This window comes from Paenibacillus aestuarii (genome assembly GCF_027789125.1).
Taxonomy (GTDB): Bacteria; Bacillota; Bacilli; order Paenibacillales; family NBRC-103111; genus Paenibacillus_E; species Paenibacillus_E aestuarii.
Genome location: NZ_JAQFVF010000021.1, coordinates 70,532 through 87,389, shown reverse-complemented (window position 1 = coordinate 87,389; position 16,858 = coordinate 70,532). Strand labels below are relative to the sequence as shown.

Below are 16,858 nucleotides of genomic sequence, written 5' to 3'. Positions count from 1 at the left end.
GGCGGCGGCATCCGTGCCAGGCTGGATTAAAGGATTATCGCTTCGCAATAAACTGGTGCTGACGATTTTGGTATGTCTCGTTTTGCCATCATTCGTATCGATGAATGTTTCGAGCTTGCTGACGCGGGATGCGGTTCGCGCCCAAGTGACGGAGAGCTCGCAGGAAGCGATGCGGATCGTGAACCAATACGTAGCAGGCCAAATCAAAAATATGGTGTACATCATGAACTTCGTCCAGTTCGATGAAGATTTGCAGCTGTCCATTCGGGAGCTGGGGAAACTTGGGGACTCGGCGAGTCCAGGCGATGTGCTGACCTACCGGAATGTCATATCCAAACGGCTGGACACGGTGATTAATTCGTTAGGGCACTATTATGTGACCGTGCTGCTGCCGAATAAGCAGTATGTGGCGTCGTATACGACGTTTGCTTTTGATCCGACCAGTTTTTTCCAAAAGCCGTGGTTCCCGGACTTGGATAAAGTTGCGGGGTATAATATCAAGTGGGTCGGAGCGGAACCCAATTACGACCAAGCGCTGCTGGGCAAGCCTTACTTGTTGACGTCGGCCAAACCGCTGCGCACGAACTCGGCGACCTACGGCTATGTCGTGGTCAGCTTGGAAATGGACGCGATTCAGGAGCTGTTTGATTTGTACAAAGCGAATGAATCGATGGTGATTATCGATCGTGAAGGCCGCATCCTGGTGGATAAGGATTATTCGACGGTCGGTCAAATATTTCCTTATCACGACCAGCTGCCGCAGGATAACGGTGTCTCATTTCAGAAAGTGCAGGGCGAGGAATACATCGTGCTCAGCGATTCGATTACGCCGGAGTGGCGCCTTGTCAGCATGAGCCCGTATAAGAAGGCCGCGCAAAAAATCAATTCTTTCCGGCAGACGGAGTTTTACATTCATCTGCTGTTCCTGATCTTGTTCGCGGTCATTTTGATGTATATGGTGCGAACGCTTACCAAACCGATCGCGAAGCTTGTCCAGACCGTGGTGCGCATTGAGTCCGGGCAGCTCAGCGAGCGTTCCAATCTGAGCGGGAACGATGAGGTCGGGCGGCTCGGATATGTGTTTGACCGGATGATCGAGCGGATTCAGGAAATGCTGGCCGAGAACCGCCGTGAGCAGGAGCTGAAGCGCAAAGCGGAATTGGCGATGCTGCAGGCGCAAATCAACCCGCATTTTTTATTCAATGTGCTCAATTCGATCCGGCTCAAGATCATGATGAAAGGCGATAAGGACAACGCTGAGTTGATCAGTTCGCTGTCTTCGCTGCTGCGAATGACGATTAATCGCAACAATGAATTTATCACGCTTCATGAAGAGTGCGGCATTTTGGAGCATTATGTGCGGTTATTAAACTCGCGTCACGGCGATAGAGTGCTGTTGCAAATTCAGGCCGCCTCCGATACGTTGTTGATGGAGGTGCCGCGCTTCGTCCTGCAGCCGTTGATTGAGAATGCCTATATTCACGGCTTAAAAAGCAAATCCGGCGAGATTACGATCTCCTCGCGCCGTCTCGAAGACGGCCGTCTGCAGATTGTCATCCGCGACAATGGCGTCGGCATGTCCCACGAGCGGCTGGAACAATTGCTGGCGCATCTCGAGCAGACGACCGGCAAACCTTCCGCAACCGAAAGCGGTGCCTTATCGGGGATCGGGATCCATAATGTGTTTGAGCGGCTGCGCTTAATATATGGAATAAACTTTGATTACATGATAGAAAGTTGGCCAGATCAAGGGACACAGATTGTGCTGCGTTTCCCTGGGAAGGCTGGAAAGGCGGAACAAGATGTATAGCGTCGTTATAGTGGATGATGATTTACCGGTGCTTGAATTTTTGTCCGCTGCCATTCGTTGGGAGGAACTGGGTTTCCAATTGGCGGGTGCCTATCAAGATCCGCTTGAAGCGCTCGCCGCTGCACAGCAGATGAACGCGGATGTGCTGATCACCGATATCGGCATGCCGGGTATGAACGGGATCGATTTGATCCGCGGCGTCATGAAGGAGCATCCGAAGATGAAGGCGGTCATCCTTTCCTGCCATGACGATTTCCAATATGCGCAGGCAGCTGTGAAGCTGGCGGTGAGCGAGTATTTGTTGAAGGAGACGATGGATGCTTCGAACATTTCGGAGATCCTTGCCCGTTTGAAGGAGCAGCTGGATTCAGAGGCTGGGGCTGTGTCCAAAAGCCGTATGCTGGAGCGCGAAGTGGCTAAAAACCGCAGCACGACGAAGCGGCAGTTTATCCGCAGCACGGTCAGCGAGCCTCTGCTCGATCAGGCCGAATGGAACCGCAAGGCGGAGGCGTTCGGCATTCAGCTCGGCAAGCAGGCGGTTCTGCCGGCGTTCGGCTATGCCAATCGCGGCAAGGAGGCTGCAAATCGCTTCCAGACGAAGGACCTTTTTATGTACACGATCGAAAATATTTTGGAAGAGCTGTTCGCCGGCCTCAAGGAGCCGGAGCTGTTTACTTTTGATGCCGGAGAAATTGTGCTGTTGTTCCCGCACTATTCGCAGCTTCATATGAACAACAGCCAGAAAGTCGAGCAGACGCTGCGGCAAGTTCAGGATTGCCTATCACGCTATGCCAAGGTGTCGTTCTCCTTTATTATGGGGGCTCCGGCCAAAGATGCGCGAGCGCTGAAAGACCAATTAATCCGCCTGACAGAGTCGCGTGATGAACGCTTTTACTTGCCGGAGTTGTCCGTGACGAAGCTGGAGTATATGCGGGCCGAATTCGGCGATGGCGACTTGCTGCTGGCGCAATATATGACGGCCTTGGAGGACTTCCGCCGCACCGTCTTTGAAGAGCGCGAGGACAGTATCGATGCCTTCGTATCCCGCTGGATCGACTTCATTCAATACCACCGCTTCCGTCCGATTGAAGTGAAGGAATGGCTGCTGAAAATGATTCTCGATGTGCGCCTGCGCCTGAAGTCTCTGCAGCATTATCAATCGACCTTTTCCTCGGAGCTGCTGCATCACGATGTGTTGGAGCTGACGTCCTTGCGCGAGCTGGAGCTTTGGTGGAAAGCGTATCTCAAGCAGGCGATTCAGTGGACGGGACAAGTGTACAGGGAGTCCCATAACCGCGAGATTATGGAATGCCAGCGCTATGTGTACAACCACTTGGACCGCAAAATTTCGCTGGAAGATGCAGCCGCTCACCTGCACCTGAATCCAAGCTATTTAAGCCGGCTGTTCAAGCGGGAAACGGGTGAGAACTTCATTGAATATGTCACCCGGATGAAGATGGAGAAGGCGAAGGAGCTGCTCGAGATCAGCGATAGGACGATTGAGGAGATTGCGGAAATGCTCGGGTACGACAATAAGAACTATTTTAGCAAGCTGTTCAAAACGTATACAGGCAGCGTGCCAACGGCTTTTCGTTCGACGACCAAAGGGTAATGAAAAAGGGCTTTGCTTGAGAAATGATTCTCAAAACAAGCCCTTTTTTACGTTGGGATTTTGGGTTGGTTTAGACGATTTGCGCGGTCAAGTGAACGGACAGATCCAGCTCATACGGGGATGCCAACGTCTCCTGTCCGGCATTCTCAATGATGCGGAGCAGCGGGCGGAGCGGGTTCGTCGGGTTCACCTGGGAGACGACGCCTCTTTCACCGGACGACAGCTGAACGGTCGCTCCAATCGGATAAGGGGACATATGTTTGCAGAACAGTTTGACTAGATCGTAGTTAAAATGTCTGCCGCCGTTCCCCATAATGTATTCGACAGCTTCATGCGGGGGAAGCGCCGGTTTATAGGAGCGCTGCGCTGTCAAAGCTTCATAGACATCAGCGATTGCAGCAATTTTCCCGTACAAATGCATCTGATCTCCCACCAGCTGGCGGGGGTAGCCGCTGCCGTCCTCTTTTTCGTGATGCTGCAAGGCAACATGCGCGGAAAGCAGGGAAATATCATCACTTTTGCGTAAAATATCGAAGCCCAGCATCGGATGCTGCAGCATCAGCTCCCATTCCTCCGGCGTCAGCTTGCCGGGTTTATTCAGAATCGATAAGGGAATACTGACCTTCCCGATATCATGCAGAATAGCGCCGATGCCGAGATCAATGAGCTGCGGTTTATTCAGGCCAAGCGATATGCCCATCGTAATGCAGGTAATCGCTACATTCACCGAGTGATGATATAAGTACGAATCTTTGGAAAAAATATTGGATAAACTTAACATCGCCAGCGAATTGCCGTTCAGTTCATCCAGGATCATCTGGATAATATCTTTAAACTGTTTGCTTAGTTGATAGGGGAAGATGGCCTGCTTGTTGCTCCTTCTCGTATCACTCATCATTTTGGTCATCGTATCGTAGACCGTCGTGATGGCAAAATTTCGTGTTCGCTCCGTGATGACATCCTCAGGCTGAATGCCTTCCGTAGCCCTGTCTTCTATGTATAGATGGACGATTCCGTAGCCTCTCAGCCGCTCGATCATCCGATCCGTCAATGCAACCCCACGTCCCAACAGCACACTGCCATTCTCATTATAAACGGGCCGGGCCACGACGAGTCCGGATCGAAGTTGACTGGTATGTACAAGCCTCATTGATGACAACAACCTCTCTCTTGTTCCGCGTACTCAAATGTTCAGAACGGCTCAAGCCTGAGCATTTGAACTCTTATTCGCAGCTTTCTACATTCTACAACAAAATCAACCAAAAAGGGATGCGTACTCTCTTGGAAAATGTTTGATTTTTGTGTGCTCGCGCGCGCTGCGGCGCCAATAGCGGAAGCCGCCTACCGCTAATCGCCGCAATCACGCCCTCGCCGAGCCATTAACGGAACTCCAGTTCCGTTAATGCGGCCCTGGCGGGTGCTATCCGTGCGGTGCCCCTCCCAAGCGGGGGTTGCCATAAAAAATCACAGCCTCGCCAGAAGTTTTGCCATACCGCTCCCGGACCTCGCTCCTTATACTGAAAGGGACTTTGACTGGAGGAGGGGCCTTATGAAGTTTGCGAATGGGAAAGTGAGCGAAGTCCAAATTGCTTACATTGGCGGCGGCTCCATGTACTGGGCCAAAAATCTGATCGCTGATTTAGCCTTGGACGAGGAGCTGTCTGGAACGGTTCGCCTTTATGATGTTGATTATGCGAAGGCAAAAATGAATGAGAAGCTGGGTAACTCCGTCTCGGATTACGCCGAAACGAAGTCCCGATGGACGTATCACGCCTACGAGACACTGCAGGAAGCGCTGACGGGCTGCGACTTTGTGTTTATCTCCATCTTGCCCGGCACGTTTGCCGAGATGCACATTGACGTGCATGAGCCGGAGCAATACGGCATCTACCAGCCGGTGGGAGATACGACCGGACCGGGAGGGCTCGTGCGGGCGCTCCGCAGCATCCCGATGTACGTGGAATTCGCTGAAGCGATTGAACGCTGGGCGCCGGATGCGTGGGTGTTCAATTACACGAATCCGATGACCTTGTGCACGAGAACGCTGTACGAAATTTTCCCAAAAATCAAAGCATTCGGCTGCTGCCACGAAATTTTTGGCACACAGAACTTGCTGATTCGCATGCTACGCGACATGGAAGGCATTGAGGGCGTGCAGCGTGACGATATACGCGTCAATGTGCTGGGGATCAATCATTTTACATGGCTGAACCAAGCGACCTACCAAAATATGGATTTATTTCCGCTATACCGTCGTTTTGTTGACAAATACTACGAAGAAGGCTTTGAGCACAATAAAGATGCTTGGAAAACCAATACATACACAGCCGCCAACCGTGTGAAATTTGACCTTTTCCGCCGATACGGACTGATCGCTGCCGCCGGAGACCGGCACTTGGCAGAATTCATGCCGCCATGGTATGTGAAAGACCCGGAAACGGTGCAAGCGTGGAAGTTTGGGCTGACAACTGTCCCCAGCAGGGTCGCCAAACAAGCGGATGCTGAGTCGTTCTACCGCAAACTCGTCAGTGGCCAGACCAAGCTGCCTTTGAAAGCTTCCGGCGAGGAGGAAGTGAGGCAGCTTAAAGGATTGATCGGCTTACAAACTTTCGTCACCAACGTGAACTTGCCGAACGTCGGCCAGATGCAAGGCGTGCCGCTCGGCGCCGTCGTCGAGACGAACGCCGTCTTCTCCGGGAACAGCCTGCGCCCTGTACATGCCGGCGCGCTTCCCGTCGATGTCAACAACCTTGTGCTTCGACATGTGTTGAATCAAGAGACGATTTTGCAGGCGGCGCTCAACCGTGACAAATCGCTGGCGTTCCGCGCGTTTGTGCAGGATCCGCTAGTAGCCATCGACGTGAATGAGGCTGAAGCGTTGTTCGCAAGCATGCTGAGCAAAACGAAAACGTATTTGAAAGGATGGGACATCTGATGGTTTACTCAGCAAGCGAGCAACGGTATGATTCGATGCCATACAACAAAACCGGCCGCAGCGGTTTGAAGCTGCCGGCAATTTCGCTAGGCCTGTGGCACAACTTTGGCGGCGTAGATACTTTCGAGCAAGGTGCCCGCATGGTGCGCAGAGCGTTCGATCAGGGCATCACGCACTTCGATCTGGCCAATAATTACGGCCCCCCGCCAGGGTCGGCGGAGGAAACATTTGGCCGTATTTTGCGTACAGACCTTGCTCCATACCGGGATGAGTTGATCATTTCGACCAAAGCGGGCTATCGCATGGGACCGGGGCCGTATGGTGAGCGTGGCTCGCGCAAAAGCATGCTGGCCAGCCTTGACCAAAGCTTGAAAAGACTGGGGCTGGAATATGTCGATATCTTTTACTCGCATCGCTACGATAGCGACACGCCCTTAGAGGAGACGATGGGAGCGCTGGACCAAGCCGTCCGGCAGGGAAAGGCTTTATATGTAGGCATCTCGAACTATGGGCCGGAGCAGAGTAGGGAAGCGATTACGATTTTACAACGATTAGGAACGCCTTGCCTCATTCATCAAGTCCATTATTCAATGTACGAAAGACGGTTGGAGCAAGGGCTTCAGCAAGTGCTGGAAGAGGAAGGCGTTGGGTCTATCGCCTACAGTCCTTTGGCTAGAGGGCTGCTTTCCGACAGGTATCTGGAGTCCATTCCGGCGGATTCCCGGGCGGCGGGCACCAGCGTTTTTCTCAATCGTGAAGATATTACGGAAGCAAAGCTTGCAAAATCCCGTCAGCTCAACCAGTTGGCCAAGGAGCGCGGGCAAAGTCTTGCGCAAATGGCGGTTGCGTGGGTGCTGCGCCAAGGGCGCGTGACGTCGGCCTTGATCGGCGTCAGCAAGGAGCAGCAACTTGACGATATTATCGGTGCAACGAAGCAGCTTGATTTCACGCAGGAAGAGCTTGCTGCGATTGAGCGAATTTTGAGCTAGCTGATCTGAGGAGGATCAAGATGATGATTCAATATGATGCTGTTAACCAGCTTTTTCATCTGCAAACGAAATCCGCCAGCTACGTCATTCAGCTTGTCCAAGGAAAATATGCTGCGCATGTCCACTGGGGCCGCCGAGTAAGAGGAACGGGGCTGTCTGATACGCTGGCATTGCGACGCCGGTGCTCGTTCTCGCCATCAACAGAGCCGGATGAGTTGTCGCTGTCGCTGGACACGCTTCCGCAAGAGATGCCTGCCTATGGCAGCAGCGATTTTCGCGTCCCGGCGTATCAAGTGCAGCTGGACAACGGTTCCACCGTGAGTGAGCCGGTCTATGAGTCCCATCGGATTTACCCGGGCAAATCCAGGCTAGAAGGCTTGCCTTCCACCTATGCGGAAGCGGAGGACGAGGCGGAGAGTCTCGATATTGTCCTCCACGATCCGTTGATTGGTCTGAAAGTGGTGCTGACCTATACCGTTTTTCGCGACTTCGATGCGGTCGCCAGATCCGTGCGCTATGTGAATGCAAGCGGACAGCCGATGCGGCTGCTGCGCGCATTAAGCATGGGCATCGACCTTCCGCATGCGAAGTTCGATGCTCTGCATCTCTCTGGCAGTTGGGCCAGAGAGCGCTATGTGGAACGCCGCCCGTTGACAACTGGCGGGTCGGTCATCGAAAGCCGCCGAGGGGCCAGCAGCCATTCATTGAACCCGTTCTTGGCGCTGCTGTCCCCAGATGCCGATGAAGAGCATGGCGAGGCGTATGGCTTCAGCCTCGTGTACAGCGGTAATTTTATCGCCCAAGCGGAAATCGATCCTTATGGCACAACGCGTGTTGTGATGGGCATCAACCCGTTTGACTTTGCTTGGCTGCTGGAAGCCGGCGAGTCGTTTCAAGCGCCGGAGGCCGTGCTCGTGTATGCCTCGGAAGGCATCGGACAGATGTCGCGTACCTATCATCGCTTATACCGCACGCGCCTGTGCCGGGGCAGCTATCGCGACCAATCGCGACCGATTCTCATTAACAATTGGGAAGCGACGTATTTCCAATTCACGGCCGATCGAATCGAGGACATCGCCCAAGCGGGGCAGGCGCTCGGCTTGGAGCTATTCGTGCTCGATGACGGCTGGTTCGGCCGGCGGGACAACGATCGCAGCTCGCTTGGCGACTGGTTCGTGGACCGAAAGAAGCTGCCGTTAGGGCTGCCTGATTTGGCGGAACGCGTGCGCAAGCTCGGGCTGCAATTCGGGCTGTGGTTCGAGCCGGAGATGGTGTCGCCGGACAGTGATCTATACCGCAAGCATCCCGATTGGTGTTTGCATGTGCCGGATCGCCGCCGTACGCTCGCCAGGCATCAGCTTGTGCTCGACTTTTCCCGGCAGGACGTGCGCGATTATATCGTCACCGTGATGAGCGAGATATTGAGCAGCTGCCCGATCTCCTACGTGAAGTGGGACATGAACCGCAATATGACGGAGATCGGCTCGGCGGGCCTGACCCGGGACAGGCAGCGGGAAACAGCCCACCGCTACATGCTGGGGTTGTACGAGGTGCTGGAGCGGATCACGTCGGCATTCCCGGACGTGCTGTTCGAGAGCTGCTCCGGCGGTGGCGGGCGGTTCGATCCGGGCATGCTTTACTACATGCCGCAGACATGGACCAGCGATAATACGGATGCGGTGGAGCGTCTAAAGATCCAATACGGCACAAGCCTTGTATATCCAATCAGCTCCATGGGCGCGCATGTATCAGCCGTGCCGAACCATCAAGTGCACCGCACAACGTCGCTCGCGATGCGGGGGCATGTGGCGATGTCGGGCAATTTGGGCTATGAGCTCGATTTAACGAGCTTTACCGATCAGGAGCGCGAACTTGTTAAACAGCAGATTACGCTCTATAAAGAGCTGCGCAGCCTGATCCAATTTGGCGATCTCTATCGGCTGCTTAGCCCGTTCGAAGGGAATGAGACGGCATGGATGTTCCTCTCACAGGACCGCTCGGAGGCGTTGGTCGCCTATTTTCAAGTGCTGGCTGAGCCGAATCCTCCGCTGCGAAAGCTGCGGTTACGAGGTCTGGATGAGACCGCCGACTATCAGGTGTGGGATGCGGATGCGGAAGAGGCATCCAAAGTTTGTGGCGGTGACGAACTAATGGGAATCGGGCTGCAACTGCCGGTGTGGAAGGGCGATTTTAAGAGCGTATTCATGCGTTTGAAAAAAGAGGGAGTGAGCCGATGAAAAAGCTGCGTATCAGTGAATTGCCGGATACAACGAAGGGACACTTTCTGGGGGCTTGGCTGCCTGGAGCGAATTTGACGACTGGCGGACTTGCCTTTGCTAAGCCAGGTGAGCGCAGTCATACGAACGATGGGCCCGATGGACGGGATTATCATGTGCATACGGATTGTGAAGCATTTGTCATTTTGCAAGGAACAGGAACGATGCAAATAAATGGAGAACACCATCCGGTTACGGTGGGCGACATTATTATAGTAGAGCCGGGGGAAGACCATCATTTGAATTCCAACGCCAATGATCCAGTCGTGACCTTGTGGCTGCATGGCGGGGATCACCGTCATAAAAATCAACAGCCAAGCTGAAGGGAGCCCGCCTATGAAAAGCATGACGGTTACAACCGAGTCGCATCTGTTTACATTAACCGTACCGGATGAGCGCTTTCAGGTTGCTTTGACAGCAGAGCAGAAGCAGCCCGGCGTCGCGCTGATTCACATTGCGCTTAAAGCGGAGACTGCGCAGGAGCCGCCGCATGTGACGCTGCAATTTGTGCATCCGGCGGCAGATATTCACGCCAGTTGGCATCCGGCTCATGATCGCAATAAAAGCTTTAAGGCGGATTGGATGCGTACACTGCGCGCCAACGCAGCGAGTTCAGCGCCGGTGTACGCGCTATTCAATGCGCTTTCCCGTAACCGCCTGACCTTTGCGTTCTCGGATGCGCTGAATACCGTGCATTATGCCGGAGGGATTCGCGAGGAAACGGCGGAGTTTCATTGCCGTCTGGAGCTCTTCAAGGAGGAGTTGGCTCCACTAACAGTATACAATGGTACACTATTGGTGGACACCCGGGACGTTCCATATTATGAAGCTTTGCAAGGCGTGCAAGCTTGGTGGAATGCGCTGCCGCACTATGCGGCAGCGTATGTGCCGGAAGCGGCTCTGAGCCCGATGTATTCGACTTGGTACAATATGCATCAAAATGTGACGTCGGCGCTCATCGAAGAGGAGTGCCGCCTCGCCAAGTCGCTAGGCATGGAGGCGGTCATCATTGATGACGGCTGGCAGACAGCGGATAACCGCAGAGGTTATGCCTACACCGGCGACTGGGAGCCTGAGCCTGGGAAATTTCCCGACATGCGCTCGCATGTCGAGACGATTCACGAGCTTGGCATGAAAGTGATGCTGTGGTATTCCGTGCCGCATATCGGGAAACATAGCCAAGCCTGGAAGCGGTTTGCCGATAAGCTGCTGCGCTTTAATGAAGGCCACGGTGCCGGTATACTGGACCCGAGATATCCGGAAGTCAGAGACTATATCATTGGAAAATATGAGCAAGCGGTAAAGGAATGGAACCTCGACGGGTTTAAGCTTGATTTTATCGATACGTTCTATTCGCCTGAACTGCAAACGTCATCGACTACGCCTGGACGTGATCTAGCTTCGATCCCTGAGGCGGTTGACCGCCTCATGACGGATTCAATCCTGCGTCTGCGTGCCATCAAGCCGGACATTCTCGTCGAATTCCGCCAGCCGTACATTGGCCCGGCCATGCGTAAATACGGCAACATGTTCCGCGCATCCGACTGTCCGAACGACAGCATCCAGAATCGCGTACGTATACTGGATATCCGCTTGATCTGCGGACAGACGGCAGCGCATTCGGACATGATGATGTGGCATGAGTCGGATCCGCTGGAGAGTGCGGCTTTGCAGCTGATCAACTCGCTGTTCGGCGTCCCGCAAATATCCGTTCTGCTCGCCAAGCTGCCTCAGGAACAATTGCGCATGCTGCGGTATTGGCTGGCGTTTTGGCGCGACAACCGGGATATTTTGCTGGCAGGCGAACTTGCGCCGGCGAACCCAGAGCTGCTCTATCCGCTCGTTCGCGCCTCCCTGGGCAGCCGGGTGCTCATCGCGGTCTACTACGATACGGTTGTTCCGCTGCACGCATCCAGCGAGGCCGAGGAGTGGACGCTCGTCAACGGACGCTTGCAAAGCGGGCTGGTGATCGAGGTTGCCGAGCCGCTCGGCATGGTGGAGATTGCGTACAAGACATGCTGTGGTGATCCCGTCAGCCAATCCGTCATTGAGCTGAAAGCAGGCTTGCATAAGCTGCCCATTCCTGCAGCAGGCACAGCTCATCTTCGGCGGATGCCGTAACCTATCGGCCCCGTTAAGCTAGGAGGTACCGCTGTTTCCCTCTGTGCTTGACGGGGCTTTTTCGATGATACCCGATCGTAAAAAACCACAACGATATGAAAGTTAAGCCATGGAACGATCCAGCGAAGCGAGATAACATCTAACTATACGCAGATAATGACTTATGGAGGGATATTGACATGCTGGATACTACGTTCAACAAGCAAAGCTGTCAGGAAAGGGACTCTTTTCTTGAACAAATCATGCAGCTGCCTGTTCTGGACACACATACGCATCTCGTCGGGGAGCGGCTTTGTGCCCGGAATTTTTGGGAAATTGCCGATTATTTTTGGCTGAATCGTGAATTGCAAACCGGGGGGTACCCCGCCAAGGCGTCCGAGCTGCCTGAGGAGGAGCGGATTAACGCCTTCTTGGAAGCCTACCACGGGACGCGGAACACGCTGATGAATATCGTATTTACGCAAATGATGCAGGAGCTGTTCGGCGTTGAAATTACCGATGCTGCCTCCATCCGTAGGGCAGACGCTTTGGTGCAAAGTGCTTGCCAAACGCCCTCACGGGCGCAGGACATTGCAGATCGGCTGAACGTCAAGCGCTTTGTAGTCAATTATGCCGAGCATGCCGACTTTCAGGGCACCCGGGAGCGCGCCATTCTGATGCCTCGCATAGACGGCAAGTTGGGCGGCTGGGTGAACGAGCTTGTCGCCTCGGCGCATCCGATGAAGCGCTTGCAGGAGCTGGCGCTCGTGATCGAGGAGCTGCTCGGCGGCTATCAAGCGCAGGGCTGCCCCGGCGTTATGACGACGCTGCCCCGCTACGAGTCCAGCGCCAATCGGCGGGTGCAACTGGCCCCTGGCTGCTCCAAAGACGATGCGCTAATGGAGTTGCTGCATGCCGTTGGTGCCGCTGCTGAGAAGCATGGGCTGCTCGTCCAGTTTTTCTTAGGCGTGGAACGTTCCTGGTGCGGTGAAGCTTTTCCGGCGAACGATCCAGCGCGCGTGCTGAAGCTTACGGCTTTATTTGAGACGTACGCCTGCCCGTTCGAGCTCGTTGTCGCCTCGGAGCTCAACAATTTGGATGTCGTCCAGGCGGCCTGGAATTTCCCCAACGTCTCTGTTGGCGGGATGTGGTGGTTTAACTTCCGTGCAAGCACCTATCGCGATTCGATGCAGTACCGGATCGAAGCCATCTCGGCAATGAAGAGCTCGCTCGTCGTGTCGGATGCCCGCTGCATGGAATGGAGTTACGGGAAAATTTGGGTGATCAAAAAGTTGCTCGGCCAATTTCTGTGGGATCAGCTGGCAGCTGGCTGGATCGATCGCGATGTAGCGCTCCAAGTCGCCGAGGATTGGCTATACCGCAGCTCTGCGAAGCGATACGGTCTTTTATCGTCGAATCGCACGCCACAATCCGCTGTCGCTATCATAAAAAAACACAGCTTCGGGTAAGTTTCGCCATGTTGAGCGAGCCGCAGCCCGTGTAAGATGAAGAAGAACAAGCTGAAGGCAAAGAAGGGGAGGAATTGCATGGCCGCAAAAATTCAGCCATCCGATCATACACTGGTGTACCAGTTCGCGACACAACGACAAAAATGGGCGTTTATACGCAAATATTGGCCAATATATCTCATATCCATCCCAGGCATCATCTACTTTGTCATATTTAAATACATCCCATTATTTGGCTCGGTCATCGCTTTTCAGAACTATAACATTTTCAAAGGGATTACTGGCAGTCCTTGGGTGGGCTTAGACAATTTTAAACGGATTTTTCAATATGCGGAGTTTATTCCGATTTTAAAAAATACGATCTTGATCGGTCTCTACGATCTGGTTTTCGCCTTCCCGGTTCCGATCATTTTGGCACTGCTGTTGAACGAATTGCGTGTCATGGCGTACAAACGGATCGTACAGACCGTCGTTTATATGCCGCATTTTCTTTCCTGGGTCATCGTTGGCGGGATCGTCGTTGGCGTGCTGTCGCCCTCTACAGGGCTTGTCAATAAAATCATCGGCTTGTTCGGTGTCGATCCGATTTATTTCCTTGGCGAAAACACCTACATTCGGTCCATTCTGATCAGTTCAGGGGTTTGGAAAGACAGCGGTTGGGGGACAATTATTTACCTAGCCGCCATTGCCGGCATCAACCCTGACTTATATGAAGCCGCACAGATGGATGGTGCCAGCCGGTTCCGGCAGGTGTGGTCGATCACCATTCCGAGCATTTTGCCGACCATCGTTATTTTGTTCCTGCTGCACATCGGCAACTTCCTCGACTTTGGCTTTGAACGGGTGTTCGTGTTCCTAAATCCACTGAACAGCGAGAATGGCGAGATCATCGATACGTACGTGTACAGGGCGGGTCTAGTCGATCGGCAGTACAGCTATACGACGGCAATCGGGCTGTTCAAGTCAGTGGTCGGCTTGATTTTGATTATGACCAGCAATATGTTCAGTAAAAAAGTGACCGGTCAAGGACTGTACTAACATCATGGCCCGGAGGTGAAGCGACAAATGATTATGTCAAGAGGTCATAAAATATTCAATCTGCTCAATGTGATCGTTCTGGGCCTCATAGGGCTCAGCATGATACTTCCGCTCATCCATATTATCGCGCAATCGTTCAGCAATAACGTCGCCATCAATACGGGGAACGTTTCATTCTGGCCGGTGGGATTTACAGTGGGCAGCTATAAAATCATTCTAATGGATCCAACGATCTGGATCGGATTCCGCAATAGTGTGATTATCACCGTATTCGGTACGCTAATTAATCTGTTCATGACGTCCACTTTGGCTTATGCTTTATCTAGACCGGAATATCTATTCCGCAAAACAATTCTGATCTTCATCATGTTCACGCTAATCTTCAGCGCACCATTGATCCCTAACTATTTGCTGATCAAACAGCTTGGCTTACTCGACACCCTTTGGGCGCTAATGCTGCCGATGGCGATCAGTGCGTTCAACTTGTTCGTGATGCGCTCCTTCTTTTTGAATTTGCCAGTCGAACTGATGGATTCGGGGAAAATCGACGGCTGCGGTGAGTTCCGCCTCATGTGGAGCATCGTGCTTCCGCTTACGAAACCGGCGATGGCGACGATGGGCATTATTTACGCGGTTGCGCATTGGAACCGGTATTCAGAAGCCGTCTTCTACATCAATCACCGGGAATGGATTCCGCTCCAGGTGCGGCTGCGGGAGATTGTGTTTACCGATCAGTTCGGGCAATCCGACGTATCATCGGAGCTGATGATGTTTCTTTCACCGGAAGGGATCAAAATGGCTGTCATCGTCGTGGCGACGCTGCCGATCATGCTCGTGTATCCGTTCTTGCAGAAACATTTTATTCAAGGTATGATGGTCGGATCTATTAAATCCTAGTAAGGAAAGAAGGGTTTTCTTTGAAAAAAACGCTTGGCTTCACGCTACCAATCGTGCTTGCCTTCGGAATGCTCGCCGGATGTTCGGGTGCAGATAAGCAGGCGCCAACCACTCCGCAGGATGAGGCCGTATCGCCTTCTTCAAAGAAAGCGCCTACAAAGTTCTCGATCTCATTTCCGACAACGTCAACGACTGGGTATCACACGCGCGTTGATGTCAATAAGGATAGAACGACGTTGAAATTAGAAGAGCTGACGAACACCGATCTTGATATTCGGGTTATTGAAGAGTCCAAAATGAGTGTCATGTTCGCCAGCAACGATTTGCCTGACGTTGTCGGGAGCCTCGGTACGGCGACGAGCAAAGCGATGTCCGGTTCCGTAGAGGCGGGGCTGTTCATGCCCCTGGACGATCTGCTGAAGCAGTATGCGCCGAATTTGATGAAGCAGGTGCCGAAGGAAGCATGGGCCGCTGTCTCCTATAACGGTAAAATTTACGGTATACCGAATTGGTTGAATAACCCGTCGCGCCGTGCGACGTTCATTCGGAGCGATCTGCTTGAGAAGGCGGGGCTGCAGCCGCCGAAGACAATCGACGAATTTCTGAATGTGCTGCGCAAGTTCAAAGCGATGGGCGTCAAGCAGCCTTACGCTAGCCGGGAAAATCTGAAGTATGCCGATACGGTGCTTGGCGCCTATGACGTGCTGCCATACAAAGAGCAGTTCGAGTTGGTGAATGGGCAAGTAGTGCCCAAATTTTTTGATGTGGCGAACATGACCAAAGCGCTGACCGTCCTGAAAACGATGTACGATGAAGGGCTGATGGCCAAGGATTTTGCTACGGTGTCCTCGAGCGACTGGCTGAAAAACATCCGCTCCGGCGACGCCGGCATCTGGTCGTCCAACCTGATCAGCCTGAACGATTTTCGCACGAACCTTCCGAATGCGGTGCCAGGGGCCAAAGTCGACGTGATCGCTTCGCCGAAAGGACCGGACGGACAGAGCGGTTACCTGATGTATTTGCCGGTGACGAGCGCGCATTACATTAATGCTAAGGTGAAGCCGGAAACAGCGATCGCGATTGTCAAATATTTTGACTGGATGACCAGCGATGAAGCGTTGAAATTTTTCACCTACGGCATTGAAGGCGTTCATTATACGGTGGAGAATGGGCAGATCAAGTACAAGGAGCCGACGAACAAAGAGGAACAAGAGGAGCAGGATTTCCGGGGTACACTGTATGCTTCACATGAAAGCACGGTAAATCGCCTGAAGTTGCAGACCGACCCTAATGGTCCGTATATTTTAAACGCCTTTGACACGATTTTGGCGAACGAAGGCCTGCCTGGCATCGGTTTTGCGCCGGATCTGGCCGCATTCTCCAAATATCCGGACGCCGCCTCGCCGGCTTCGGATGCCGCACCCAAAATCATCATGGATCACATGATCAAAATGATTTACGGTAAAGAGCCGATTTCCGACTGGCCGAAGGTGATCGAGGAGTATAAGATGAAGGGCGGCAACGATATTATTAAAGAGGCGACGGATCGGTATAACCGTAAAGATGGCGTATTGTTTTTAGGTAAAAAATCATAGGTATGAGGAGACCCTTGTTCGAAGATGATCTTCGGGGCACGGGTCTTTTTTACTGTATTTGCTGTTTTTATCTGAATCTACCATATAAAATCACATAGCACCATAAATGAAGACATACAGAATGTGCGGAATGTTCC

The 16,858-nt window shown here is 53.0% G+C and carries 12 protein-coding genes; 11 read left to right on the top strand and 1 reads right to left on the bottom strand.

Annotated features, from left to right (window positions below):
* Positions 1 to 13: 13 nt before the first annotated feature.
* Together O9139_RS06900 and O9139_RS06895 are read left to right on the top strand one after the other, a co-directional pair.
* Positions 14 to 1,810 (top strand): cache domain-containing sensor histidine kinase, encoded by a 1,797-nt coding sequence (locus O9139_RS06900; RefSeq protein ID WP_270878727.1) that lies wholly within the window; start codon positions 14 to 16, stop codon positions 1,808 to 1,810.
* Complete coding sequence (locus O9139_RS06895) at positions 1,803 to 3,422, top strand: helix-turn-helix domain-containing protein (protein ID WP_270878726.1); 1,620 nt, start codon at positions 1,803 to 1,805, stop codon at positions 3,420 to 3,422. The genes O9139_RS06900 and O9139_RS06895 overlap by 8 nt, the downstream gene beginning before the upstream one ends.
* Positions 3,423 to 3,492: 70 nt before the next feature.
* On the opposite strand, the gene O9139_RS06890 is transcribed toward O9139_RS06895, so the two are convergent.
* Positions 3,493 to 4,572 (bottom strand): HD-GYP domain-containing protein, encoded by a 1,080-nt coding sequence (locus tag O9139_RS06890; protein WP_270878725.1) that lies wholly within the window; start codon positions 4,570 to 4,572, stop codon positions 3,493 to 3,495.
* A 399-nt stretch (positions 4,573 to 4,971) separates the two neighbouring features.
* Between O9139_RS06890 and O9139_RS06885 the strand changes: the two genes are divergently transcribed.
* From O9139_RS06885 to O9139_RS06845, 9 genes are all read left to right on the top strand, one after another.
* A complete protein-coding gene (locus tag O9139_RS06885) occupies positions 4,972 to 6,357 on the top strand; it encodes a family 4 glycosyl hydrolase (RefSeq protein ID WP_270878724.1) in 1,386 nt (461 codons plus the stop codon).
* Entirely contained in the window at positions 6,357 to 7,346 is a 990-nt protein-coding gene (locus tag O9139_RS06880; RefSeq protein ID WP_270878723.1) for an aldo/keto reductase, read from the top strand. Before O9139_RS06885 ends, O9139_RS06880 begins: the two co-directional genes overlap by 1 nt.
* A gap of 20 nt (positions 7,347 to 7,366) precedes the next feature.
* Positions 7,367 to 9,583 carry an alpha-galactosidase gene (locus O9139_RS06875; RefSeq protein ID WP_270878722.1) on the top strand — a complete coding sequence of 739 codons (2,217 nt, stop codon included), beginning with the start codon at positions 7,367 to 7,369 and terminating at the stop codon, positions 9,581 to 9,583.
* Positions 9,580 to 9,945, top strand: a complete 366-nt coding sequence (locus O9139_RS06870) for a cupin domain-containing protein (protein ID WP_270878721.1) — start codon at positions 9,580 to 9,582, stop codon at positions 9,943 to 9,945. The genes O9139_RS06875 and O9139_RS06870 overlap by 4 nt, the downstream gene beginning before the upstream one ends.
* 13 nt (positions 9,946 to 9,958) lie before the next feature.
* On the top strand, positions 9,959 to 11,743 hold the full coding sequence (locus O9139_RS06865) for a glycoside hydrolase family 36 protein (protein WP_270878720.1): 1,785 nt from the start codon (positions 9,959 to 9,961) through the stop codon (positions 11,741 to 11,743).
* Between the two features lie 179 nt (positions 11,744 to 11,922).
* Entirely contained in the window at positions 11,923 to 13,191 is a 1,269-nt protein-coding gene (locus O9139_RS06860; protein ID WP_270878719.1) for a glucuronate isomerase, read from the top strand.
* A 78-nt stretch (positions 13,192 to 13,269) separates the two neighbouring features.
* A complete protein-coding gene (locus O9139_RS06855) occupies positions 13,270 to 14,229 on the top strand; it encodes an ABC transporter permease (RefSeq protein ID WP_270878718.1) in 960 nt (319 codons plus the stop codon).
* 27 nt (positions 14,230 to 14,256) lie between these two features.
* A complete protein-coding gene (locus tag O9139_RS06850; RefSeq protein WP_270878717.1) occupies positions 14,257 to 15,126 on the top strand; it encodes a carbohydrate ABC transporter permease in 870 nt (289 codons plus the stop codon).
* A gap of 20 nt (positions 15,127 to 15,146) precedes the next feature.
* Complete coding sequence (locus tag O9139_RS06845; RefSeq protein WP_270878716.1) at positions 15,147 to 16,721, top strand: extracellular solute-binding protein; 1,575 nt, start codon at positions 15,147 to 15,149, stop codon at positions 16,719 to 16,721.
* The last annotated feature ends 137 nt before the right edge of the window (positions 16,722 to 16,858 follow it).